The organism is Uliginosibacterium sangjuense, assembly GCF_059132465.1.
In genome coordinates, this window is record NZ_CP101132.1 from 3152537 (window position 1) to 3175441 (window position 22905).

The 22905-nt window shown below is 65.2% G+C and carries 19 protein-coding genes and 1 other RNA gene; 1 reads left to right on the forward strand and 19 read right to left on the reverse strand.

The genetic code is table 11. The features are described from left to right. Positions 1–329: 329 nt before the first annotated feature. Positions 330–3053: a preprotein translocase subunit SecA gene (gene secA / locus NMB43_RS14510; protein ID WP_494348875.1), complete on the reverse strand. Its 2724-nt coding sequence runs from the start codon at positions 3051–3053 to the stop codon at positions 330–332. Positions 3054–3194: 141 nt separating this feature from the next. Between secA and NMB43_RS14515 the strand changes: the two genes are divergently transcribed. Next, entirely contained in the window at positions 3195–3626 is a 432-nt protein-coding gene (locus NMB43_RS14515) for a DciA family protein (protein ID WP_494348876.1), read from the forward strand. Between the two features lie 2 nt (positions 3627–3628). Here NMB43_RS14515 and NMB43_RS14520 read toward each other — a convergent pair whose 3' ends face one another. From NMB43_RS14520 to rnpB, 18 genes are all read right to left on the reverse strand, one after another. Beyond that, the gene (locus tag NMB43_RS14520; protein ID WP_494348877.1) at positions 3629–3817 is read right to left on the reverse strand and encodes a hypothetical protein; all 189 of its coding nucleotides are present in this window, start codon (positions 3815–3817) and stop codon (positions 3629–3631) included. Then, on the reverse strand, positions 3817–4734 hold the full coding sequence (lpxC, locus tag NMB43_RS14525) for a UDP-3-O-acyl-N-acetylglucosamine deacetylase (protein ID WP_494348878.1): 918 nt from the start codon (positions 4732–4734) through the stop codon (positions 3817–3819). The genes NMB43_RS14520 and lpxC overlap by 1 nt, the downstream gene beginning before the upstream one ends. A gap of 134 nt (positions 4735–4868) precedes the next feature. Then, entirely contained in the window at positions 4869–6008 is a 1140-nt protein-coding gene (gene ftsZ, locus NMB43_RS14530; RefSeq protein WP_494348879.1) for a cell division protein FtsZ, read from the reverse strand. Between the two features lie 156 nt (positions 6009–6164). Further along, positions 6165–7394: a cell division protein FtsA gene (gene ftsA, locus NMB43_RS14535; RefSeq protein WP_494348880.1), complete on the reverse strand. Its 1230-nt coding sequence runs from the start codon at positions 7392–7394 to the stop codon at positions 6165–6167. Then, entirely contained in the window at positions 7391–8218 is an 828-nt protein-coding gene (locus NMB43_RS14540; RefSeq protein ID WP_494348881.1) for a cell division protein FtsQ/DivIB, read from the reverse strand. Before NMB43_RS14540 ends, ftsA begins: the two co-directional genes overlap by 4 nt. Continuing rightward, entirely contained in the window at positions 8211–9092 is an 882-nt protein-coding gene (locus NMB43_RS14545) for a D-alanine--D-alanine ligase (protein WP_494352154.1), read from the reverse strand. The genes NMB43_RS14540 and NMB43_RS14545 overlap by 8 nt, the downstream gene beginning before the upstream one ends. Before the next feature lie 35 nt (positions 9093–9127). Further along, positions 9128–10522, reverse strand: a complete 1395-nt coding sequence (gene murC, locus NMB43_RS14550; RefSeq protein ID WP_494348882.1) for a UDP-N-acetylmuramate--L-alanine ligase — start codon at positions 10520–10522, stop codon at positions 9128–9130. A gap of 235 nt (positions 10523–10757) precedes the next feature. Further along, positions 10758–11825: an undecaprenyldiphospho-muramoylpentapeptide beta-N-acetylglucosaminyltransferase gene (gene murG / locus NMB43_RS14555; RefSeq protein ID WP_494348883.1), complete on the reverse strand. Its 1068-nt coding sequence runs from the start codon at positions 11823–11825 to the stop codon at positions 10758–10760. Between the two features lie 48 nt (positions 11826–11873). Then, a complete protein-coding gene (gene ftsW / locus NMB43_RS14560; protein ID WP_494348884.1) occupies positions 11874–13109 on the reverse strand; it encodes a putative lipid II flippase FtsW in 1236 nt (411 codons plus the stop codon). Beyond that, complete coding sequence (gene murD, locus NMB43_RS14565) at positions 13106–14491, reverse strand: UDP-N-acetylmuramoyl-L-alanine--D-glutamate ligase (protein WP_494352155.1); 1386 nt, start codon at positions 14489–14491, stop codon at positions 13106–13108. Before murD ends, ftsW begins: the two co-directional genes overlap by 4 nt. Then, positions 14488–15576 carry a phospho-N-acetylmuramoyl-pentapeptide-transferase gene (gene mraY / locus NMB43_RS14570; protein WP_494348885.1) on the reverse strand — a complete coding sequence of 363 codons (1089 nt, stop codon included), beginning with the start codon at positions 15574–15576 and terminating at the stop codon, positions 14488–14490. Before mraY ends, murD begins: the two co-directional genes overlap by 4 nt. Before the next feature lie 108 nt (positions 15577–15684). Next, positions 15685–17043: a UDP-N-acetylmuramoyl-tripeptide--D-alanyl-D-alanine ligase gene (locus NMB43_RS14575; RefSeq protein WP_494348886.1), complete on the reverse strand. Its 1359-nt coding sequence runs from the start codon at positions 17041–17043 to the stop codon at positions 15685–15687. Further along, entirely contained in the window at positions 17040–18545 is a 1506-nt protein-coding gene (locus NMB43_RS14580; RefSeq protein WP_494348887.1) for a UDP-N-acetylmuramoyl-L-alanyl-D-glutamate--2,6-diaminopimelate ligase, read from the reverse strand. The genes NMB43_RS14575 and NMB43_RS14580 overlap by 4 nt, the downstream gene beginning before the upstream one ends. Continuing rightward, entirely contained in the window at positions 18542–20290 is a 1749-nt protein-coding gene (locus tag NMB43_RS14585) for a peptidoglycan D,D-transpeptidase FtsI family protein (protein WP_494348888.1), read from the reverse strand. The genes NMB43_RS14580 and NMB43_RS14585 overlap by 4 nt, the downstream gene beginning before the upstream one ends. Next, complete coding sequence (gene ftsL, locus NMB43_RS14590; RefSeq protein WP_494348889.1) at positions 20287–20565, reverse strand: cell division protein FtsL; 279 nt, start codon at positions 20563–20565, stop codon at positions 20287–20289. Before ftsL ends, NMB43_RS14585 begins: the two co-directional genes overlap by 4 nt. Further along, positions 20565–21524, reverse strand: coding sequence for a 16S rRNA (cytosine(1402)-N(4))-methyltransferase RsmH (rsmH, locus tag NMB43_RS14595; protein WP_494348890.1), 960 nt, complete (start codon positions 21522–21524; stop codon positions 20565–20567). The genes ftsL and rsmH overlap by 1 nt, the downstream gene beginning before the upstream one ends. Next, the gene (gene mraZ, locus NMB43_RS14600) at positions 21521–21973 is read right to left on the reverse strand and encodes a division/cell wall cluster transcriptional repressor MraZ (protein WP_494348891.1); all 453 of its coding nucleotides are present in this window, start codon (positions 21971–21973) and stop codon (positions 21521–21523) included. Before mraZ ends, rsmH begins: the two co-directional genes overlap by 4 nt. 361 nt (positions 21974–22334) lie before the next feature. Beyond that, positions 22335–22836: RNase P RNA component class A (gene rnpB, locus NMB43_RS14605), an RNA gene on the reverse strand. Positions 22837–22905 lie beyond the last annotated feature (69 nt).

Here is a 22905-nt window from a genome sequence, read left to right on the forward strand (position 1 = left end):
AGCCGACTCATCAGGTTGGCTTCTTCTGTTCATCTTTCCCGGCAAGCGTCGCGAGCGGGTCGAGGTCAAGAGGAGGAGCGGAGACGTACGAGTAATACATCGAGCATCGCAGCTCAAAGAACAGCCGAGAAAACCATATTCATCAAACTCTGCCGCTGAACCAAAGAAAAAGCCGACCCCAGGTCGGCTTCTCTCTTCTCACTCTTCCACCACGACGGCGGGGGTGTTGGCGGAAAGCGTCGCGAGCGGCTCAAGGTCGAATCGAGAAGCGCAACCGTACGAGTAGTACGGTAAGCATCACAGGTTCGAGATTGAGCAGCACAGTAGCTTTACGCCAACACCCCATGGCAGTGTTTGTACTTCTTGCCGGACCCACAGGGACAGGGATCGTTGCGCCCCACCTTCGGCAACGCATTCTCCAGCGGTTGCGGCTTGGCCGTCGCCGCACTGGCCAGGGCCTCGTCGTAGTCGGCATGGTGGTACTGCACGTTCTCCACCGCCGGATGCTCCTCGGCGACCTGCTCGATCTGCTCCTCGGAACGGATCTGCACGGTGATCAGCATGCGGGTGACTTCGCCGCGCACCGAGTTGAGCAAAGCCTCGAACAGCTCGAAGGCCTCGCGCTTGTACTCCTGCTTCGGATTCTTCTGCGCGTAGCCGCGCAAGTGGATGCCCTGGCGTAGGTGGTCCAGTGCCGCCAGGTGCTCGCGCCACTTTTGGTCCAGCGCATTGAGCATGACGTTGCGCTCGAAACCCTGCCAAGCTTCCAGGTTTACCTGCGCGACCTTGTCGGCATAGGCCTTGTCGGCTGCCTCGATGATGCGATGGAGAATATCCTCGTCGGACAGGCTGGTCTCGGTCTTCGCCCACTCAGAGATCGGCAGGCTCAGCAGGTATTCGGCCTGCAGCGCCTTTTCACAGCCCTCCAGGTCCCACTGCTCCTCGACCGACTCGGCCGGCACGTAGGTGCGGAACAGTTCGGCCAGCACGCTATGACGCATGCCGGTGATGGTCTCGCTGATCTCGGTGGATTCCAGCAACTCGTTGCGCTGCTGGTAGATCACCTTGCGCTGGTCGTTGGCGACGTCGTCGTACTCCAGCAACTGCTTGCGAATGTCGAAGTTGCGCTGTTCGACCTTGCGCTGGGCAGACTCCAGCGAACGGTTGACCATGCCTGCCTCGATCGGCTCACCCTCGGGCATCTTCAGGCGCACCATGATCGCGTTGAGGCGATCGCCACCAAAGATCTTGAGCAGCGGGTCTTCCAGCGACAGGTAGAAGCGTGAAGCGCCCGGATCGCCCTGACGCCCGGAGCGACCACGCAACTGGTTGTCGATGCGGCGCGACTCATGGCGCTCGGTGCCGATGATCTTGAGACCACCCGCGTCGAGCACACGCTGGTGCAGGCCATCCCACTCCTCGCGCAGGGCCTTGATGCGCGCGTCCTTGTCGGCCTCAGGTACCGACGCGTCGTCCTTCAGCAGGGCGATCTGCTTCTCGACATTGCCGCCCAGCACGATGTCGGTCCCGCGGCCGGCCATGTTGGTGGCAATGGTGATCACCCCAGGACGACCGGCCTGCGCCACGATGTCGGCTTCACGCGCATGCTGCTTGGCGTTGAGCACCTGGTGCGGCAGCTTCTCGGCCGTCAGCATGTTCGACAGCAGCTCGGAGCTTTCGACCGAAGTGGTCCCGACCAGCACCGGCTGGCCACGCTCGTGGCAATCCTTGATGTCGGCGATGATCGCGGCGTACTTCTCCTTCGCCGTGCGATACACCTGATCGTTCATATCGTCGCGGATCATCGGCCGGTTGGTCGGAATGACCACCGTTTCCAAGCCGTAGATCTGCTGGAATTCGTAGGCTTCGGTGTCGGCAGTGCCCGTCATGCCGGCCAGCTTGCCGTACATGCGGAAGAAGTTCTGGAAGGTGATCGAGGCCAGGGTCTGGTTCTCGGAGTTGATCTTCACGCCTTCCTTCGCCTCGACCGCCTGGTGCAGGCCATCGGACCAGCGGCGACCAGCCATCAGACGACCAGTGAACTCGTCGACGATCACCACCTCTCCGTTCTGCACCACGTACTGCTGATCGCGGTGGAACAGGGCGTGTGCGCGCAGCGCGGCGTACAGGTGATGGATCAACAGGATGTTGGACGGGTCGTACAGGCTGGCGCCCTCGGCGAGGATGCCCATGCGCGTCAAAATCTCTTCGGCGTGCTCATGGCCCTGCTCAGTCAGCAACACCTGGTGCGCCTTGAGGTCAACCGTGTAGTCGCCCGGCTCGATGACGTTGTCCTCATCACCCTCCTGCTTCTTGAGCAGCGGCGCGACTGCATTGATCTTCACGTACAGCTCGGTGTGATCCTCCGCCTGGCCGGAGATGATCAGCGGCGTGCGCGCCTCGTCGATCAGGATCGAGTCCACCTCGTCGACAATGGCGTAGTTGAGCCCGCGCTGGCGACGGTCGCCCACGCTGTACTCCATGTTGTCGCGCAGGTAGTCGAAGCCGAACTCGTTGTTCGTCCCGTAGGTAATGTCGGCCGCGTAGGCGGCCTGCTTCTGATCATTCGGCTGCTGCGACAGGATCACACCCACGCTCATGCCGAGGAAGCTGTAGATCCGGCCCATCCAATCCGCGTCGCGGCTAGCGAGGTAGTCGTTGACCGTCACCACATGCACACCCTTGCCGGTCAGCGCATTGAGGTAGACCGGCAGCGTACCTGTCAGCGTCTTGCCTTCACCGGTGCGCATTTCGGCGATCTTGCCGTCATGCAACACCATGCCGCCAATCATCTGCACATCGAAGTGGCGCATGCCATGCACCCGCACCGCCGCTTCGCGCACCACCGCGAAAGCCTCCGGCAGCAGCGCGTCCAGACTTTCGCCATTGGCCACGCGCTGGCGGAACTCGTCCGTCTTGGCACGCAGCGCCTCGTCGGACAGCGCCTTGGTCTGCGGCTCCAGCGCGTTGATGTCGCGCACGGTCAGCATGTACTTGCGGATCAGCCGGTCATTGCGGCTGCCGAACACTTTCTTGAGAAGGCCTGCGATCATATTGAATAATTTGGAGAAACGCGGCAAAACGGGCATTCTAGCATGCTGCTCCTGCCGTACTTTGACAGCCGAGGAGCGGAGCGCGGCGGATTTGCGCCAGCGCACGTTCCGCCGGCTTCCCCCCATATCGGGATGCATCCGATGGCCGCAACCCCACTCGACCGACTTTTTTCCCGTAACGAGGTTCTCGCCCACCTGCAGGACCATGCACGCCGCTTGCAGCGCCTGCAAGGCGTGGTGGATCGCTGCTTGCCGCCCAACCTGCGCGGGCTGGCGAGCGTGGCGAATTTCGCCGAGGCGGAACTGACCCTGCACGTACCCTCCCCTGCGCTGGCCACCCGCATCAAGATGAGCGCGGACACGATCCGCGGCGATCTGCTGGCGATGGGCGAAGTGGTTGAGCGTATTCAGACCAAGGTGCGCGCGCCCAATGTGAAACCCAAGGCCACGCCAGCCCCGCGCAGGGCGATCGGTTCTGAGGGAAAGGCCGCGCTGGCCGGATTACGTGACAGCCTGCCGAGCGACGACCCGCTGGCCACCGCCCTGGGCCGCATGATTGCGCGCAGCCGCTGAAGCTAAAGAACGGGTGCCAGTACGCGCTCGAACAGCAGGAGCGCCATGAAGACCAGGCCGACCGCCACACCGAACTTGAGCAGGCGGACCGACAGGACCGAGTAGCGCTTGTCGCCAGTCAGCACCCACGCCCCCACGCTGAGCGCGATCGCCACCAACAACAGCAAACCCAGCACACGCAGGATCAGCATCAGGCGCCCTGCAAGGCGTATCGGCTGAGGAGTTGCTCCGGCGCACGCGCCTCGTCTTCAAAACTGACCACATCCCAGGCCGTCTGGTCTTCCAGCAAGGCCCGCAACACCTGGTTGTTCAGCGCATGGCCGGACTTGTAGGCCGAGTAGTGCGCCAGCAAGGGCTTGCCAGCGATGTAAAGATCGCCGATGGCATCCAGCACCTTGTGCTTCACAAACTCGTCACCGTAGCGCAGGCCATCGGCGTTCAGCACGCGGTACTCGTCCATGACAATGGCGTTGTCCAGGCTGCCGCCCTTGGCCAGCCCCATGTTGCGCATCGCCTCCACTTCCTGCATGAAGCCGAAGGTACGCGCACGCGCCACGTCGCGAATGTAATCGTGCCTGCCCAGGTCGACATCCACCTCAGTCGAGGTACGGTCAATCGCTGGATGGTTGAACTGGATCTTGAACGACAGGCGGAAACCGTCGTAGGGTTCCAGCTTGACCCACTTGTCGCCCTCAATCACTTCCACCGCCTTCTTCACGCGGATGAAGCGCTTGGGGACGTTCTGCACCTCGACACCTGCAGACTGCAACAGGTAGACGAAGGGCATCGCGCTGCCGTCAAGGATGGGCAACTCAGGCGCATCCACGTCGACATAGCAATTGTCGATACCCAGGCCAGACAGAGCCGACATCAGGTGCTCCACCGTACCAACCTTGGCTTCGCCTTTCTGCAGTCCCGAACACAGACGCGTATCGACGACCGCGTATGGATCGGTCGGCAGATCTACCGGCGGATTCAGGTCCACCCGGCGAAACACGATACCGGTATCCGGCGCGGCCGGGCGCAAGGACATCTCGACACGTACGCCGCCGTGCAGGCCGACCCCTGTCGCCTTCACCACCGACTTCAGCGTGCGCTGTCGAATCATCCCCAATCTCCTGCCCCAATTCATTGATCTGAAACGAGTATATCACCCGCCCAACACGCTACGCCGCTCTGCAACATGGAGCAACAAAAAAGCCGCGCCCTTGCGGAGCGCGGCTTTTCGGGAGCCTGACTACCTCAGTCCGCTTGCTTGCGCAGGAAGGCCGGGATGTCGTAGGTGCCAAAGCCGTTGGCACTCATGGCCTCGACCGTGCCGCGTTGCGGACGACGGATCACGGCGGGCAGTTCGAGGTCACCGTAGTTCACCTCCATGCCCACGTTGTCGGTACCGGTCTTGATGACCTGCATGACCGGTTGGCGTGCCACGGTGCGCGCCGTGCCGAGGCCAGTAGCCAGCACAGTGACGCGGATACGGTCTTCCATCGCCTCGTCGAACACGGTGCCGTAGAACACGGTGGCATCTTCGGTAGCAAACGCGCGCACGGTCTGCACGGCTTCGCGAACCTCGCTCATCTTGAGCGACTTGCTGGCGGTGATGTTGATCAGCACGCCACGCGCACCGGACAGTTCCACGCCTTCCAGCAGCGGACTGGCAGCGGCCTGCTCGGCGGCGATGCGGGCGCGATCCAGACCACCAGCTTCGGCGGAGCCCATCATGGCGCGCCCCATCTCGGCCATCAGCGTGCGCACGTCCTGGAAGTCAACATTAACCAAGCCCGGCACATTGATGATTTCGGCAATCCCCCCGACGGCCTTGCGCAGCACGTCGTCGGCGTTGCGGAAACACTCCTCCATCGAGGCGTCGTCGCCGAACACTTCCATCAGCTTGTCGTTGAGTACGACGATCAGCGAGTCGACGTGCTTGGAGAGTTCTTCCACGCCGCTCTCTGCGACGCGGACGCGATTTTCGAAATCGAAGGGCTTGGTCACCACCGCCACGGTCAGGATGCCCAGCTCACGGGCAACCTCGGCCACCACGGGAGCGGCGCCAGTACCGGTACCACCGCCCATGCCGGCAGTGATGAAGACCATGTGAGCACCGGCCAGGGCGTCGGCGATGCGCTCACGATTCTCCAGCGCAGCAGCACGGCCGGCTTCCGGTTTGTAGCCGGCGCCAAGCCCGGAAATGCCGAGCTGGATCTTGGTCTGCGCGAGGGAACGTTTGAGGGCCTGGGCGTCGGTGTTGGCACAGATGAACTCCACGCCTTGCACACCTTCGCGAATCATGTGATCGACTGCATTGCCGCCGGCACCACCGACACCAATGACCTTGATCACGGTTCCATTCGGTTCCTTCTCGACAATTTCAATCGACATTCGCTCGCCCCTTTTCCGTGTGCCACAAAGATGTTGTGCCTCCCGGCACTACACCCTAGATATTGTATCCGTGCGGGAGTCTACTACTAAATAGCCCAATTGGACACAATCGCAACATATTCGCGCGCACAAACCCACTAAATCCATGACGCGCCATCAGAAGTTTTTCTCCAGCCACGCCTTCATGCGTGCGAACACTTGCTTCACGTTACGCGTGTCACGCGCCTGCAGGCCGCGTCGGCGTTGTGCTGCGCCCTCCAGTACGAGGCCCATCACGTTGGCGTACTGCGGCTGACAGACGACGTCAGCCAGACCGCCGACATACACCGGCGCGCCAGTACGCACCGGCAGATGGAACACCTCTTCGCCCAACTCGCACACGCCGGCGAGCGAAGCCGATCCACCGGTCAACACGAGGCCGGAGGAAAGCAGTTCTTCGTAACCACTGCGACGCAGTTCGGCCTGCACCAGCTCGAACAACTCGGAGACACGCGGTTCGATCACATCGGCCAGCGAGCTGCGCGACAGGCGACGCGGCGCACGGTCGCCCACGCTGGGCACCTCGATCATCTCGCTCGGATCGAACAAAGCCTGCAGGGCTACGCCATGGCGCAGCTTGATCTCTTCCGCCTCGGCGGTCGGGGTGCGTAGCGCCATCGCGATGTCGTTGGTGATCTGGTCGCCGGCAATGGGAATCACCGCGGTGTGGCGGATCGCACCCTGCGTGAACACGGCGAGGTCCGTGGTGCCGCCGCCGATGTCGACCAGGCACACGCCCAGCTCCTTCTCGTCTTCCGACAAGGTGGCGAAACTGGAGGCCAGCGGTTGCAGCACGAGATCGACCACTTCGAGGCCACAGCGCCGCACACACTTGATGAGATTCTGCGCGGCAGACACCGCGCCGGTGATGATGTGGACCTTGACCTCCAGCTTCACGCCGCTCATGCCGATGGGCTCGCGCACGCCGTCCTGCCCGTCGATGATGAATTCCTGGGTCAGGATGTGCAGGATCTGCTGGTCAGCCGGGATCGGCATGGCGCGGGCCACTTCGATCACGCGCTCAACGTCGAGCGGCGACACTTCCTTGTCCTTGATCGCCACCATGCCGTTCGAGTTGAAGCTGCGGATGTGGCTACCCGCAATGCCGGTGTAGACGTCGCGGATCTTGCAGTCGGCCATCAGCTCGACTTCCTGGATCACGCGCGAGATCGCGTCCACCGTGGCCTCGATGTTGACCACCACGCCCTTCTTGAGCCCGTTGGAGGGCTGGGTGGCCAGGCCGATGACCTCGATGCGGCCATCCGGCTTGAGTTCCGCCACCATCGCGGTGATCTTGGACGTACCGATGTCGAGGCCGACGATCAGATCCTTGTTTTCCTTGCTCATTGCTTTTTCCTGCTTGCCGAATCGACAGGTTTGACGGCGAATCCGGCCGGATAACGCAGGTCGGCCACCGCCACCTGCGTCCCCAGCCGCTCACGCGTGGAAGGCCATACGGCCACGAAACGTTTCAATCTTTCTTCGAGCGGCGCGCGTGCTTCGTCGCGCCCCAGCTCCAGGACCAGGCCATCATCCAGCTTGATCTGCCAGGCCTGCCGCCCGGACAAATTGAGCCCGACCACCTTGCGCCCGATGGGCTGCAACAGTTCGTCCAGTCGCCCCCGCCAGCGCAGCATGTCGGCAGCGTTGTCGCCGGGCCCGCTGAGCACCGGCATGTCGGCATTGCTGGCAGCATCGAAGATCTCACCGAAGCGATTGACCAGGCGCATCTGTCCCGCCTCCAGATCTTTCCAGTAGGCGACCGCCACCTGCTCTTCCAGCTTCACCTCCACGGTGGCCGGCCAGCGTCGGCGCAACTGCGCATTGCGCACCCAGGGCAGTTTCTCGAAGGACTTGCGCGCATGGTCGAGGTCAACGGTGAAGAAGTTGCCGCGCATGGAGGACATGACGGCGTACTCCAACTGGGCCGAGGTGACCTGCCCCAGCGGCGACACGATCACCACCTCGCGCAAGGCGAAGACATTGGAGCGCACCACCGCCTTGAATGCGGCATAACCGATGGCCACCGAAGCCAGCAGCAGCAGGATGTCCGACACCAGGTTCATCCACTCCGGGCGATGCCAGAAGCCCCCCTCGGACTCGCGCGCAGCGCCGTCCGCCGTCTTGGAGGAACGGTTGGCCGCACGCGAGAAAGCGGGTTGCTCAGCCAAGACAGGCCCGCTCCAGGATGTCGAGACACAAGGCCTCGAACTCGATGCCGGATGCACGCGCCGCCATCGGCACCAGCGAATGGCTGGTCATGCCCGGCGCGGTGTTCATTTCGAGGAAGCTGTAGCTGCCGTCGTCGCGCAGGATCACGTCGGCCCGCCCCCAGCCACGGCAACCCAGTACGCGAAAGGCCTTCAGCGCATCTGCCTGGACCGCAGCCGCAACCTCCGGCGCGATGTCGGCCGGACAGTGATAGCGCACCTTGTCGGTGAAGTATTTGTTCTGGTAGTCGTAGTCGACGGCCAGCGGTTCGATGCGCACCAGAGGCAAGGCGGTGTCGCCCAACACGGCGGCGGTCATCTCGCGCCCGGCGACGAACTCTTCGGCAATGACCAGCGGGTCCAGCTTGAGCGCCGCTTCCAGCGCGGGGCCGAACTCGGCCGCCGAATTCACCTTGGCCACACCAATCGACGAGCCTTCGCGCGCCGGCTTCACGATCAAGGGCAGGCCGAGCTCGTCGAGCACCCCCGCCAGATCGGTCCCAGGCGTCAGCAAGCGGTAGCGCGGCGTCGGCACGCCCGCCGCCAACCACACCAGCTTGGTGCGCCATTTGTCCATGGCCAGGCCGGAGGCCATCACGCCGCTACCCGTGTAGGGGATGCCCATCACTTCGAGCGCGCCCTGTACCGTACCGTCCTCACCAAAGCGGCCATGCAGCGCGATGAAGGCGCGCGCAAAACCTTCGTCCTTCAGGGACCACAGATCGCGCTCGGCCGGATCGAAGGCATGTGCGTCCACCCCGGCCGATTGCAGGGCGGCCAGCACGGCCTTGCCGGAAATCAGCGAAATCTCGCGCTCGGCGGACTTGCCGCCCATGAGCACCGCCACCTTGCCGAACTGCGTCACGCCACTCACTCCTCACCCCTTGCCAGCTTGCCCGGCACACCACCGATGGAGCCCGCGCCCATGGTCAGCACCACGTCTCCGTCACGCGCCACTTCCAGTATGCGGGCGGGCATGTCGGCAACCTCTTCGACGAAGACCGGTTCGACCTTGCCCGCCACACGCAACGCACGTGCCAGCGAACGACCGTCGGCCGCCACCAGCGGCGCCTCGCCGGCTGCATACACCTCGCCCAAGAGCAGTGCGTCGACGGTGCCCAGCACGCGCACGAAATCCTCGAAGCAGTCGCGGGTGCGCGTGTAGCGGTGCGGCTGGAAGGCCAGCACCAGGCGACGGCCCGGGAAAGCGCCACGCGCGGCCGCCAACGTGGCTGCCATTTCGACCGGGTGATGACCATAGTCATCGACCAGGGTGAATGCCCCGCCGGCAGGCAGGGCCACTTCGCCATAGCGCTGGAAGCGGCGGCCCACGCCATTGAATTCGGCCAACGCCTTCTGGATCGCCGCATCGGGCACGCCCAGTTCGGTCGCCACCGCGATGGCGGCCAGTGCGTTGAGCACGTTGTGCATGCCGGGCAGGTTCAACACCACGCGCATGCGGCTCACCTCTCCATTGCGACGCACACAGTCGAAGTGCATCTGGCTGCCGACCGCCTCGACATTCTCGGCACGGATCTGCGCGTCTTCGCCCAAGCCATAGCGCACGATCTGCTTGGACACGAAGGGCATGATCTCGCGCACATGCGCATCGTCGGCGCACAGCACGGCGACACCATAGAACGGCAGACGATGCAGGAAGTCCACGAAGGCCTGGCGCAGGCGCGCGAAGTCGTGGCCGTATGTCTCCATGTGATCGGCGTCGATATTGGTGACGACCGAGATGACGGGGTTCAGGAACAGGAAGGAGGCGTCCGACTCGTCTGCCTCCGCCACCAGAAAGTCGCCGCTGCCCAGCTTGGCATTGGCACCGGCCGAATTGAGGCGGCCGCCGATCACGAAGGTCGGGTCGAGCTTGCCCTCGGCCAGGATGCTGGCGACCAGACTGGTGGTGGTGGTCTTGCCGTGTGTGCCGGCAATCGCGATGCCCTGCTTCAGGCGCATCAGCTCGGCCAGCATCTGCGCGCGCGGCACCACTGGAATCTGGCGCGCACGCGCGGCCTGCACCTCGGGGTTGTCGCCGCGCACGGCGGTGGAGGTCACGATCGCATCGGCCGTGGCCACGTTCTCGGCTGCATGGCCGATACACACGCGCACCCCCTTGCTCTGCAGGCGGCGCGTCGTCGCGCTTTCGGCGAGATCGGAGCCGGACACGCTGAAGCCCAGATTGGCCAGCACTTCGGCGATGCCGCTCATGCCAGCGCCACCGACGCCGACGAAATGGATCTGCTTGACCTTGTGCTTCATGCGCGCACCTCGCAGATCGACAGGGAATTCAGGATAGGCAGGACAAACAAGGCCGGACGGGACGCAATCGCCGGCAGCGCAGAGAGAGGCAGCTTCATCAAGACAGAGGACACGGGGAGACGGTGCGGAATCGCGCGCGAAGTGTTGCAGAAAACGCTTTCGGATTCACGTCTTGACGTCAAGACCACTTGGCTCTCCACGGCCCCCCGCATGGCCAGGCGCGAAAAACGCGTATTCACCGCCTGCTCCGGACCAGGGCTGCGCACTCGGCCGCCACCGCCGTCGCTGCATCCGGACGGGCCACTTCGCGCGCCCGCTCCGCCATCTGCAGCAGGCCTGCACGATCCAGCGCCTGCATCTGCTGGGCGAGCGCTGCCGGGGTCAGTTCGGATTGCGGCATCAACACCGCTGCAGCGCGCGTAGACAGGAAGCGCGCGTTGCCGGTCTGGTGGTCGTCCACCGCATGGGGAAAGGGCACCAGGATGCTCGCCACCCCGGCCGCCGCCAGCTCGGCGACGGTCAGCGCACCTGCGCGGCAGATCACCAGATCGGCCTCGGCGTAGCGCGCCGCCATGTCGTCGATGAAGGGCAACAACTCCCCCTCGACGCCCGCCTTCGCGTAGGCGGCGCGTAGCGCGTCGATCTGCTTGGCGCCTGCCTGGTGCACGACCTGCGGGCGCTGCGCCGGCGGAATCAGGGCCAACGCCTGCGGTACCGCGTCGTTGAGTGCCTGGGCGCCGAGCGAGCCGCCCACCACGAGGATGCGCAGCGGTCCGGCGCGGCCGACGAAGCGTTGTGCTGGCGGCGCCACCGCGGCGATGTCCGCCCGCACCGGATTGCCCAACCACTGGGCACCTTTCAGGACCTCCGGAAAACCCGACAGCACACGGTCGGCCACGCCGGCCAGCACGCGGTTGGCCAGCCCCGCCACCGAGTTCTGCTCGTGCAACACCAATGGCCGCCCTTGCAACACCGCCATCATGCCGCCCGGAAAACTGACGTAGCCCCCCATGCCCAGCACCACGTCGGGCTTCACCCGACGCAAGGCCTGGAAGGCAAGCCAGAAACCACGCAGCAGATTCAGCGGCAGCAAGGCCATGCGCAGCAGGCCTTTGCCACGCAGGGCGCCGAAGCGGATCCACGCGAGTTCGTAGCCGTGCTGGGGGACGATCCGCCCTTCCATCGCGTCGGCGTTACCCATCCAGGCGATCTGCCAGCCTTGGGCACGCAAGGCCTCGGCGACGGCGATACCGGGATAGATGTGTCCCCCGGTTCCGCCAGCCATGACGAGCAACTTAGGCATGGAGAACGAGACGTGTTGAACGTGACATGAAATGCGGGACGGCACGCATCACGCGGCACCCCGCATGACCTGCCGATTCTCCCAGTCGATGCGCAGGAGGATGGCGATGGCGATGCAGTTGGCGACGATGCCGGAGCCGCCGTAGCTCATCAGCGGCAAGGTCAGGCCCTTGGTCGGCAGCAGACCCAGGTTCACGCCCATGTTGATGAAGGACTGCACGCCGATCCACAGGCCGATGCCCTGCGCCACGAGGCCGGCAAAGTAGTTGTCCAGCATCAGCGCGCGGCGACCGATCGCGAACGCGCGCTGAACGACGATGGCGAACAGGGCCACGACCACCAGCACGCCGACGAAGCCCAGCTCTTCGCCGATCACTGCGAGCAGAAAGTCGGTATGCGCCTCGGGCAGGTAGTGGAGCTTCTCCACGCTGGCCCCCAGCCCGACGCCGAACCATTCGCCACGGCCGAAGGCGATCAGCGCATGCGAGAGCTGGTAGCCGCTGCCGAAGGCGTCGTTCCATGGATCGGCGAAGTTGAAGATGCGCTCGCGCCTGTAGGGCGAGAGCCAGATCAGCAACACGAAGCCGACCAGGGCCACGACGGTCAGCAAGGCGAAGATGCGTGCATTCAGGCCGCCGAGGAACAGGATGCCGAAGGCGATCACCGAGATCACGACGAAGGCGCCGAAGTCCGGCTCGCGCAGCAGCAGGAAGCCGACGAACAGGATCACCCCGGCCATGGGCAGGAAGGCGCGCCGGAAGCTGCCCATCTCCGGCAGCTTGCGCACCGTGTAATCGGCGGCGTAGAGCGCGGCCAGCAGCTTCATGAACTCGGAAGGCTGGAGGTTCACCGGCCCCAACGGAATCCAGCGCCGGGCCCCCTTGACCTCGCGCCCCACATGGGGGATCAGCACGACGATCAGGGCGATCACACAGGCCAGGAATAGCCACGGCGCCCAGCGCTGCCAGGTACGCATGTCGAGCTGGAAGGCCACCAGGCCGGCGAAGATGCCGATCCCAAGGAACAGGCCGTGACGCATCAGGAAGTAGGTGCTCTGGTTACCGAACGCACGACTGCCTTCGGCGAACGCAATCGAGGAGGAATACACCATCACCAGGCCGAACAGGAAAAGCACAGCCGAGCACCAGAACAGCAGCGGGTCCAGCTCGCGCTGCTGCGCCGCGGTCCCCCCGAGGCGCCCCACGGCATGGTGGATGGCGCGCGCGCCCGCCGTATCACGCGGTGCGCGCGAGGCGAAGGCATTGAGAAGCGTAGCGGCTTTCATGCGGGAGAGACCTCGGCCTGGGCCAGCACCGCGTCAATGAAGACCTGCGCGCGATGGGCGTAATTCTTGAACATGTCGAAACTGGCGCAGGCCGGCGACAACAGGACGGCATCGCCCGCCTGCGCGCAGGCTGCGGCCTGGCGCACCGCATCGGCCATGTCGCTGGCCTGCAGCAGGGGCACGCCACACGCGGCGAGCGCCGTACCAATGAGCGGAGCGTCGCGTCCGATCAGTACCACCGCGCGCGCGTGCTCGCTCACCGGTTGCGCTAGAGGAGAGAAATCCTGCCCTTTGCCATCGCCGCCAGCGATCAGCACCACCTTGCGTCCCATGCCTTGCAGGGCGGCAACGGTGGCGCCCACATTCGTGCCCTTGGAGTCATCGTAGAAGCCCACGCCATCCGGCCGCGTCGCCACCAGCTCGACACGGTGCGACAGACCCTTGAATTCGCGCAAGGCCTGCAGCATGGGCGCGCGCGGCAGGCCGATGGCGTCGCCCAAAGCCAGGGCAGCCAGCGCATTGGCCACGTTGTGCAGACCGGCGAGCTTCATCTCGTCCTGCGCCAGCAGACGCTCGCCCTGCGCACACAACCAGACCTTGCCGGCCTCATGCCGGACCGCGTAATCGCCACCCTGATCCAGACCGAAGCTACGGACCTGGCGCCCTGGCAGCGCCATCGCCATGACAAGCGGGTCCTCGCGGTTGAGCACCTGCATGCCCTCGCCAGCAAAGATGCGCGCCTTGGCCTCGGCGTAACGCGTCATGCTGCCGTGACGATCCAGGTGATCGTCGGTCACGTTGAGCACGGTGGCCGCATCCGGCCGTAGGCTCAGCGTCGTTTCGAGCTGGAAACTGGACAACTCCAGCACCCACACATCCGGCAATTCATCCGCGTCCAGGCGATCCATCAGCTCGGTCAGCGCGGAAGGAGAGATGTTGCCGGCGATTGCTGCATCCTTCCCGGCCGTGCGACACAGCGCTCCGGTGAGCGTGGTCGTGGTGGTCTTGCCGTTGGTGCCAGTGATGGCGATCACCTGGCAGCGCGGGCGCAAACCCAGGCCATCCAGCGCCTGTGCGAACAGTTCGATTTCACCCCACACCGGAATGCCGCGCGCCTGCGCCGCCGCCACAAGAGGTGTTTCCACCGCCAGCCCGGGGCTGATCGCCAGCCCGTCCATTCCGTCCAGCAAGGCGTCGCTGAAGGGACCACAGACAAGCTGGCTGCCCGGTACCAGGCGCGCCAGCTCGGAAGCACCCGGAGCCTGCTCGCGCGAATCAGCCACACGCACGCGCGCGCCCTGACGCTGCAGCCAGCGCGCGCAGGCCAGGCCCGATTCACCGAGGCCCAGCACGAGAAAGTGGCGATTGGCGTAGAGCATCAGCGCAGCTTGAGGGTGGACAGGCCGAACAGAACCAGCATCAGGGTGATGATCCAGAAGCGCACCACGACCTGGGTCTCCTTCCAACCGCCCAGTTCGTAGTGGTGATGCAAGGGCGCCATGCGGAAGATGCGCTTGCCGCCGGTCCACTTGAAGTAGGCCACCTGCAGCATCACCGACAGGGTCTCGGCCACGAACAGGCCGCCCATGATGAACAGCACGATCTCCTGCCGCACGATCACCGCCACCGTGCCCAGCGCCGCGCCCAGTGCCAGCGCGCCGACGTCGCCCATGAATACTTCGGCCGGATAGGCGTTGAACCACAGGAAGCCCAGCCCCGCGCCGGCCATCGCACCGCAGAACACCGCCAGTTCGCCAGCGCCCGGCACATAAGGCACGCCGAGGTAGGCCGAGAAACCCTTGTGGCCAGCCACATAGGCGAAGATCGCAAGCGCGCTGGCGACCATGACCGTCGGCATGATGGCCAGGCCGTCCAGGCCGTCGGTGAGGTTCACCGCATGGCTGGTGCCGTTGATCACGAAGTAAGTCAGCGCAATGAAACCGAAGGTGCCCAGCGGGTAGGCGATGGTCTTGAAGAAGGGCACGATCAGCTCGGTCTGCGCCGGGGAGCTGGCCTTGAAAGCGAGGAAGGCCGCCGCACCGAAGGCGAACAGCGAGGTCCACAAGTATTTCCACTTGCTGGGCAGGCCCTTGGGGTCGCGGTAGACGACCTTGCGCCAGTCATCGACCCAGCCCACCGCACCGAAACCCAATGTGACCAGTAGCGTGACCCACACATAGTGGTTCTGCAGGTCACCCCATAGCAGGGTGGTGACGCCGATCGCGATCAGGATCAGCGCGCCACCCATGGTCGGCGTGCCGGCCTTGGTGAGGTGCGACTTGGGGCCGTCATCGCGCACCGCCTGGCCGATCTTCTTGGCTGCCAGCCAGCGGATCAGGCCGGGCCCGAAGATGAAGGAGATCAGCAGCGCGGTCAGCGCGGCCAGCATGGTGCGCAGGGTGATGTAGCCGAACACATTGAAGGTCCGGATGTCCTGGCCCAGCCATTGGAAGAGTTCAAGCAGCATGCAGCAATCCAGTTTTCTGGCGCAGCACATCGTGCTGCGCCAACACAAAGCGACCCTCACCCACAGGTGGGAGATGGGTGGGGCGAGCGGGTATGCCGATGCGGACCATCAGGTGCGCTCTTCGGCAATCGCGTCGGCGATACGCTCCATCTTCATGAAGCGCGAGCCCTTGACCAGCACCACCACGTCCGGTGCCAGCAGTTTCTCCAGCGCGCGGACCAGCTCCTCGGCACGCGCGAAGTGTTCGCCGCCGGTACCGAAGTTGGCCACTGCGACGGCTGCGTGCTCACCCAGGCCCAGCAGGTAATCGACCCCCTGGCTCTTGGCGTAGCCACCAATCTCGTCGTGACACTGTGCCGCCATGTCGCCGATCTCGCCCATATCGCCCAGCACCAGGATGGTCCGGCCCGGCGTCGCGCTGAGCACGTCGATGCCGGCGCGCACGGAATCGGGGTTGGCGTTGTAGGTGTCGTCCAGCATCACCGCGCCCTTCAGGGCCACACGCATCTGCAAGCGCCGCTTCGGTCCGCTGAAGCTGCCGAGGCCGGCCACCACGTCGTCCAGGCTGGCGCCGGCGGCCAGGGTGGCGGCGGTCGCGGCCAGGGCGTTGCGTGCGTTGTGCAGGCCCGGCAGGTGCAGCACGAAGCTGCGGCGCTGACCATCGACCTGCAGTTCAAGCTCGCTGCCATAGGCCCGGGGCGTGACGCGTGCGCTCACTTCGGCCGCCTGATCGAGGCCGAAACTGACGACACGACGGCCGCTGTTGAGGCCGCGCCAGTAGGCGGCATGCGGATCGTCTGCATTGACCACGGCCACGCCATCCACGCCGAGCGCGCCATAGATGCAGCCCTTCTCGCGCGCCACCGCATCCAGCTCGCCCATGCCTTCCAGATGGGCGCGCTGGGCATTGTTCACGACGGCCACCGTGGGTTGCGCAAGGCCGGCCAGGTAGGCGATCTCACCCGGATGGTTCATGCCCATCTCGAAGACCGCTGCCGCGTGCGTGGCCTGCATGCGCAGCAGCATCTGCGGCAGGCCGATGTCATTGTTGAGATTGCCCTCGGTGGCCACGACCGCATCGGTGCCGTGACGTGCGCGCAAGATCGCTGCACACATCTCCTTGACCGTGGTCTTGCCATTGCTGCCGGTCACCCCGATCAGCGGAATGCGAAACTGGCTGCGCCACCAGGCCCCGAGGCGCCCCAGCGCGAGGCGGGTGTCGGCCACACGCACCAGGCACAGGCCAGCGGGCACGTCCTGGACCTGATGATCGACCAACGCGGCCGCCGCCCCTTGCAGCGAGGCCTGTGCAAGGAAGTCATGACCGTCGAAACGCTCGCCACGCAAGGCGACGAACAAGGCATCCGGCATCGGCTGGCGTGTGTCGGTCGACACCCCGCTCACCGTGCGATCGGTCCCACTCAGTACGCCTGCCACCGCCTGCGCCACCGCCTGCAGTTGCATCATGCGCTCTCTCCTTGCGCGCGGTTCCAGGCGCCCAGCGCGGCGCGTGCGTGTGCCACGTCGCTGAACTCGGTGCGTTCGCCGCGCACCTCCTGGTAGTTCTCGTGCCCCTTGCCCGCAATCAGCACCACATCGTCGGAGCCGGCACGGAGCACCATCTCGCGGATCGCGACGGCGCGGTCGGCAATCCGTTCTGCGTCCGGCGCACCGACAGCGATGTCGTCGAGAATCTTCTCCGGGTCTTCGCTGCGCGGGTTGTCGCTGGTAAGCATCACGCACTGGGCCAGACGACGCGCCACCGTAGCCATCAGGGGGCGCTTGCCGGGGTCACGATCGCCGCCACAGCCAAACAGGCAGCACAAGCGCCCGCCACGCGACAGGGCAGTCGGACGCAAGGCCAGCAAGGCCTGCTCCAGCGCGTCCGGCGTGTGCGCGTAGTCGATCACGATCAAGGGCTCGCCAACGCCGCCCACGGTCTGCATGCGGCCCTCTGGCGGGGTCAGCTCGCGCGCCGCCTCCACCGCGTCTTCCATCGAATAGCCGGACTGCATCAGCACGGCGATCACAGCCAGCAGGTTGGACACGTTGAACTGCCCCACCACCCCCACCGTCATGTCGATGCGCTTGCCTTCGCAGGCCACGGTGAAGCTCTGCCCGTGCTGGGTGGAGCGCAGTTGTTCTGCCACCAGCATGCGGGCGGCGGGCGCCGCGAGGGCATTGTCGGGAATCACGGTATAGCCCACCACCTCGAGCTCACGCCCCTGCAGGCGGCGCGCCTGGGCCACGCCCATGATGTCGTCGAAGTTCAGCACCACGGACTGCAGGCCGGGCTGCTCGAACAGCTTGGCCTTGGCGGCGGCATAGGCCTCCATGGTGTGGTGGTAGTCGAGGTGGTCGCGCGTCAGGTTGGTCAGCACCGCCACGTTGATGCGGCAGCCATTGATGCGCCCCTGGTCGAGCCCGATCGAGGACACCTCCATCGCGACCGCCTGTGCGCCGTCCTTGAGAAAACGAGCCAGCCGCTCCTGCATGACCAGAGCATCCGGCGTGGTGTTCTGTGAAGGGTCGAGACTGCCCGGAAAGCCCATGCCCAGCGTGCCGACCACGGCACACTTGCGGCCCAGGCGATTGAAGGCACGCGCCACCCATTGCGAGATCGAGGTCTTGCCGTTGGTGCCGGTGACGCCGACCATCCACATCTGCTGCGAGGGGTGGCCGAACACCTCATCGGCGATGTCGCCCGCCATCCAGCGCAACTGGTCCACCGGCAGGTTGGGTACGTTCAGGCTGGCGTCCCACACATGCCCCTCGCGCTCCCACAGCACGGCGGCCGCGCCATGCTCGACCGCATCGCGAATGAACAGGCGGCCGTCGCTGACATGCCCCGGGTAGGCCAGGAACACATCGCCCGGACGGATCATGCGCGAGTCCGCCACGACACGTCTCGGGTCTACCCCTTGCGCCCGCAGGATGGCCAGCAAGGCCGAAGCGAGTTGCGTGGTCACATGCCCTCCGCCGCAGAAGCGCGCGCCACCTGCACCGGCACGATGGGTGCGTCGGGCGGCACGCCCAGCGCGCGCAGGCTGCCGCTCATGACCTGGGCAAACACCGGGGCGGCCACGTCACCGCCGTAGTGTTTGCCAGCGGTCGGCTCATCCACCATCACCGCCACGATCAGGCGCGGATCGGAGGCCGGCGCGAAGCCAATGAAGGAGGCCACGTACTTCTTGGTGTATTGGCCCGACTCCAGCTTGTAGGCCGTACCGGTCTTGCCGCCCACGCGATAGCCGGGGATGCGTGCCTGCGGCGCGGTACCGCCCTCGCCAGCCGCCATCTCCAGCATGGTGCGCACCTGGCGCGCCACCTCGGGGCTGAAGACCTGGGTGCCCCGCACCAAGGGCGCATCGAGTTTGACCAGGGACAGCGGGATCAGTTCACCATCGCGCGCCAGCGAGGTATAGGCATGTGCCATCTGCATCAGGGTCACCGACACGCCATGGCCATAGGCCATGGTGGCCTGCTCGATCGGACGCCAGTTCTTCCACGGCCGCAGGCGCCCGCCAACTTCGCCCGGGAAACCGAGCTGCAGCGGCTGGCCGAAGCCGAGCTGGTCGTACAGCTTCCACATGTGCTCGGGCGGGAAGCTGAGTGCGATCTTGGCCACGCCGACGTTGGAGGACTTCTGGATCACCTCGGCCACGGTCAGGTTGCCGTGGTGGTGGGAATCGCCAATGGTCGCGCCATCCAGCGTCATGCGTCCGCCCTGGGTGTCGATCACCGTGTTGAAGCGGTACTTGCTGGCCTCCAGACCCATTGCCGCAACGAAGGGCTTCATCGTCGAACCGGGCTCATAGGTGTCGGTCAGCACGCGGTTGCGCAGTTGCTCACCGGACAGCTTGCCGCGATTGTTCGGGTTGTAGGTGGGGTTGTTCACCAGGGCCAGCACTTCGCCGGTCTTGGCGTCCAGCACCACGGCGGCGCCCGCCTTGGCCTTGTTCTCATTGACCGCTGCCTTGAGCGCGCTGTAGGCGAGGTACTGGATCTTGGCGTCGAGCGCCAGGGTCACGTCGCGCCCGTCCTGCGGGCGGCGGATCGACTGCACGTCCTCCACGATGGCACCGCGCCGGTCCTTGATCACCCGCCGTGAGCCCGGCTTGCCCTCCAACTCGCGCTGCATGGCCAGCTCCATGCCTTCCTGCCCACGGTCATCGACGTCGGTGAAGCCCACCACATGCGTGCTCACCTCGCCCACCGGGTAGTAGCGGCGGTACTCGTCCTGCGCCTGGATACCGGGCAGCTTGAGGGCCATCACGCGTTGCGCCAGCTCAGGCGGCACCTCGCGCTTGAGATAGACGAAGTCGCTACCGCTGGCCAGCTTGCGGTTGAGCTCGCGCATCTCGACGCCCAGCACGCGCGACAAGGCCTGCAACTGAGCCGTGGTGATCTCGGCCACGCCCGGCAGGGAGGGAATCGCGGTGATCGACTTCACGGGCGTGCTCATCGCCAGCAGTTCGCCATGACGATCGACGATGCGACCGCGTGTGGCCGGCATGCTCAGCGTACGGGCGTAACGCGACTCCCCCTTGGCCTGCAGGAATTCTGTATTGATGCCCTGCAGCCACACGGCACGCCCCAGCAGCGCGGCCGAACCGAGCAGCAGGCACACCAGCACGAAACGCGCGCGCCATACCGGCAGGCGCTCGGACAGCAGCGGATTATGGTTGAAGGTGTATGCGAGGTTTTTGCTCATGGCCGGTTGCCCGTCCCCGTCTCGGCCACCAGCAAGGCATCCTTGCCCGGCGTCGTCATGCCCAGGCGCTCACGCGCGACTTTCTCGACCCGCGCCGGCGCAGCCAGCGCGCTGACCTCCAGGCGCAAGCGGTCCCATTCGATATCCAGCGCGCGGGTATGCGCCTGCTCGCGCTCGATCGCGTCCACCAGGCGGCGCGACTGGTACTGCAAGGCCACCACGCCAAGCGCGCTGGCCACCAGCAGCAGCATGAGGACGGCTGTCACGCGCAGCATCAGCCCGCCCCCGCAGATGCGATGAAGGGCGCGGCGGTACGGCTGGCGACGCGCATGATGGCGCTACGCGAGCGCGGATTCGCTGCCACTTCCGCCTCGCCCGGACGCACCGCATCACCCACCAGGCGCAGCGCCGGCTGCGGCCGATCCGCCTCGCGCACCGGCAAGCCCTTGGGCAGCGCAGGCGGGCGCGCGTGATCGCGCATGAAGCGCTTCACGATGCGGTCTTCCAGCGAGTGGAAGGAAATCACCACCAACCGCCCTCCTTCATTGAGCCGCGCCACCGCCTGCGGCAGCGTCAGCGAGAGCTCCTCAAGCTCGCGGTTAACGCGAATCCGTAGAGCCTGGAAGGTGCGTGTCGCCGGGTGCTGGCCCGGCTCGCGCGTGCGCACGACCTTTTCCACGAGCGCGGCAAGTTGTCCTGTGGTTGCAATACCACTCCCTTGCCGAGCAGCATCAACCGCCTTTGCAATCGCATGAGCAAACCGTTCTTCACCGTAATCCCTCAGTACAGTTGTGATTTCGGCGACGGTCGCCCGTGCCAGCCATTCCGCAGCGCTCTCGCCCCGCGTCGTATCCATGCGCATGTCCAGCGGCGCATCGAAACGAAAACTCATCCCGCGCTCGGGGTCGTCCAGTTGCGGCGACGACACCCCGATATCCATCAGCACCCCATCCACCCGCGCCACGCCCAGACCATCCAGTGCCCCGGCTAGGGCCGAGAAGGCTTCGTGCACCAGCGTCAGGCGCGCATCGCCGATCGCCTGACCCGCCTCGATCGCCCGCGGATCGCGGTCAAAGGCGATCAAGCGCCCCGCCGGCCCCAGCGCGGCGAGGATCCGCCGGCTGTGCCCCCCGCGTCCGAAGGTGGCATCGACGTAGACACCATCCGGCCGGATCGCCAGCGCCTCGACCGCCTCGTCGAGCAGCACCGTGATGTGTTGCAGCCCCGCGCTCACAGCGACAGGTTTTCAAATCCAGGCGGCAGGCCTCCGCTCGCGAACTGAGCCACCAAGGCGTCCTGCTGCTTCTGCCAGGCTTCGTCGGACCACAGCTCGAAGTGATCCCCCAGCCCGACCAGCCACACCTGTTTGTCCAGACCCGCCCAGGCACGCAGTTCCGGCGCGATCAGCACACGCCCCGCCGAATCCATTTCCTCATCCCGCGCGTTCCCGACCAGCAGGCGCTTGAGGGCCGCAGCCACCGGGTCCAGCCCCGGCGCGGCGAGCACCTGGGTGCGGATGGGCACCCAGGCCGGTTCCGGATAGACGACCAGGCAACGATGGGGATGGGCTGTGACGACCAGGCGCCCGCCACAGAGTGCCGCCAGCGCGTCGCGATGCCGTGCCGGGACGGCAAGGCGCCCCTTTGCATCGAGACTCAGTGCGGCTGCACCCTGAAATGACATGAACTCCCCTGCTCCCTTGGGATGGGTCCAGTGGCCCACTTCGCCCACCGCGAAGTGCAGTTTTATCCACTTTCACCCATTTTCTCCCACTTCGCTCCACTTTAGATTGAAAGAAAATCCCGGTCAAGCTGCACCCAGGGGAAAAGTGCAGGCAGGACAGGGACTTAGCGACCAGCGGCGCAGACAACACGCGCCCTGCTGCTCGATACGCTCGGGCAGCCAATGAGCAAGCGCATTGGAATCAAAGACTTGGGAATGGATTGCCGGCGCAACGCGGCGGCAGCACCAATGCAGGCGCAGCCACATGGCACGGAAGAAATGAAGAGACGAGCTCAGGCCCGCACGGAGAGCCGAAAGCGAAAGTGGAAGTCCGCCGATAAGCCGGGTTCTGTCGCGCCAGCTTGCGCTGGCGGGGCAATCATTCCTCTAGGCGTTGCGTTACCGCAACGCTCAAGCAGCCTACCCGGGGGCTCTGCGGGCCGCATCAACGCCCCCCTATTTGGCCTTGCCCCGGATGGGGTTTGCCATGCCGTCCGTGTCACCACGTCCGCGGTGGGCTCTTACCCCACCGTTTCACCCTTGCCTGATCAGACACGTCTGCGTCGCGTCCGATGCCCGGCTTACGCCACGCATCCTCACTTCGCAGTCCCTGCAGACATCGCTGCCCACAAAGATGACTTTGCGGCCTTGCGGCCGCCAAGTCCGGTCCGCCATCGGCGGTTTGCTTTCTGTTGCACTTTCCGTCGCCTTGGGTCCTTAGACTTATAGCGCCCGGCCGTTAGCCGGCATCCTGCCCTGCGGGGCCCGGACTTTCCTCGGTGCGCCGGTTTGACCCGGCGCAACGCGACTGCCTGGCGGACTTCCACTGGGGATTATACGTGTGACATCGGGCTCAATTCGGCCCATTTCAGGCCGATAGGCCTTCCATGCAT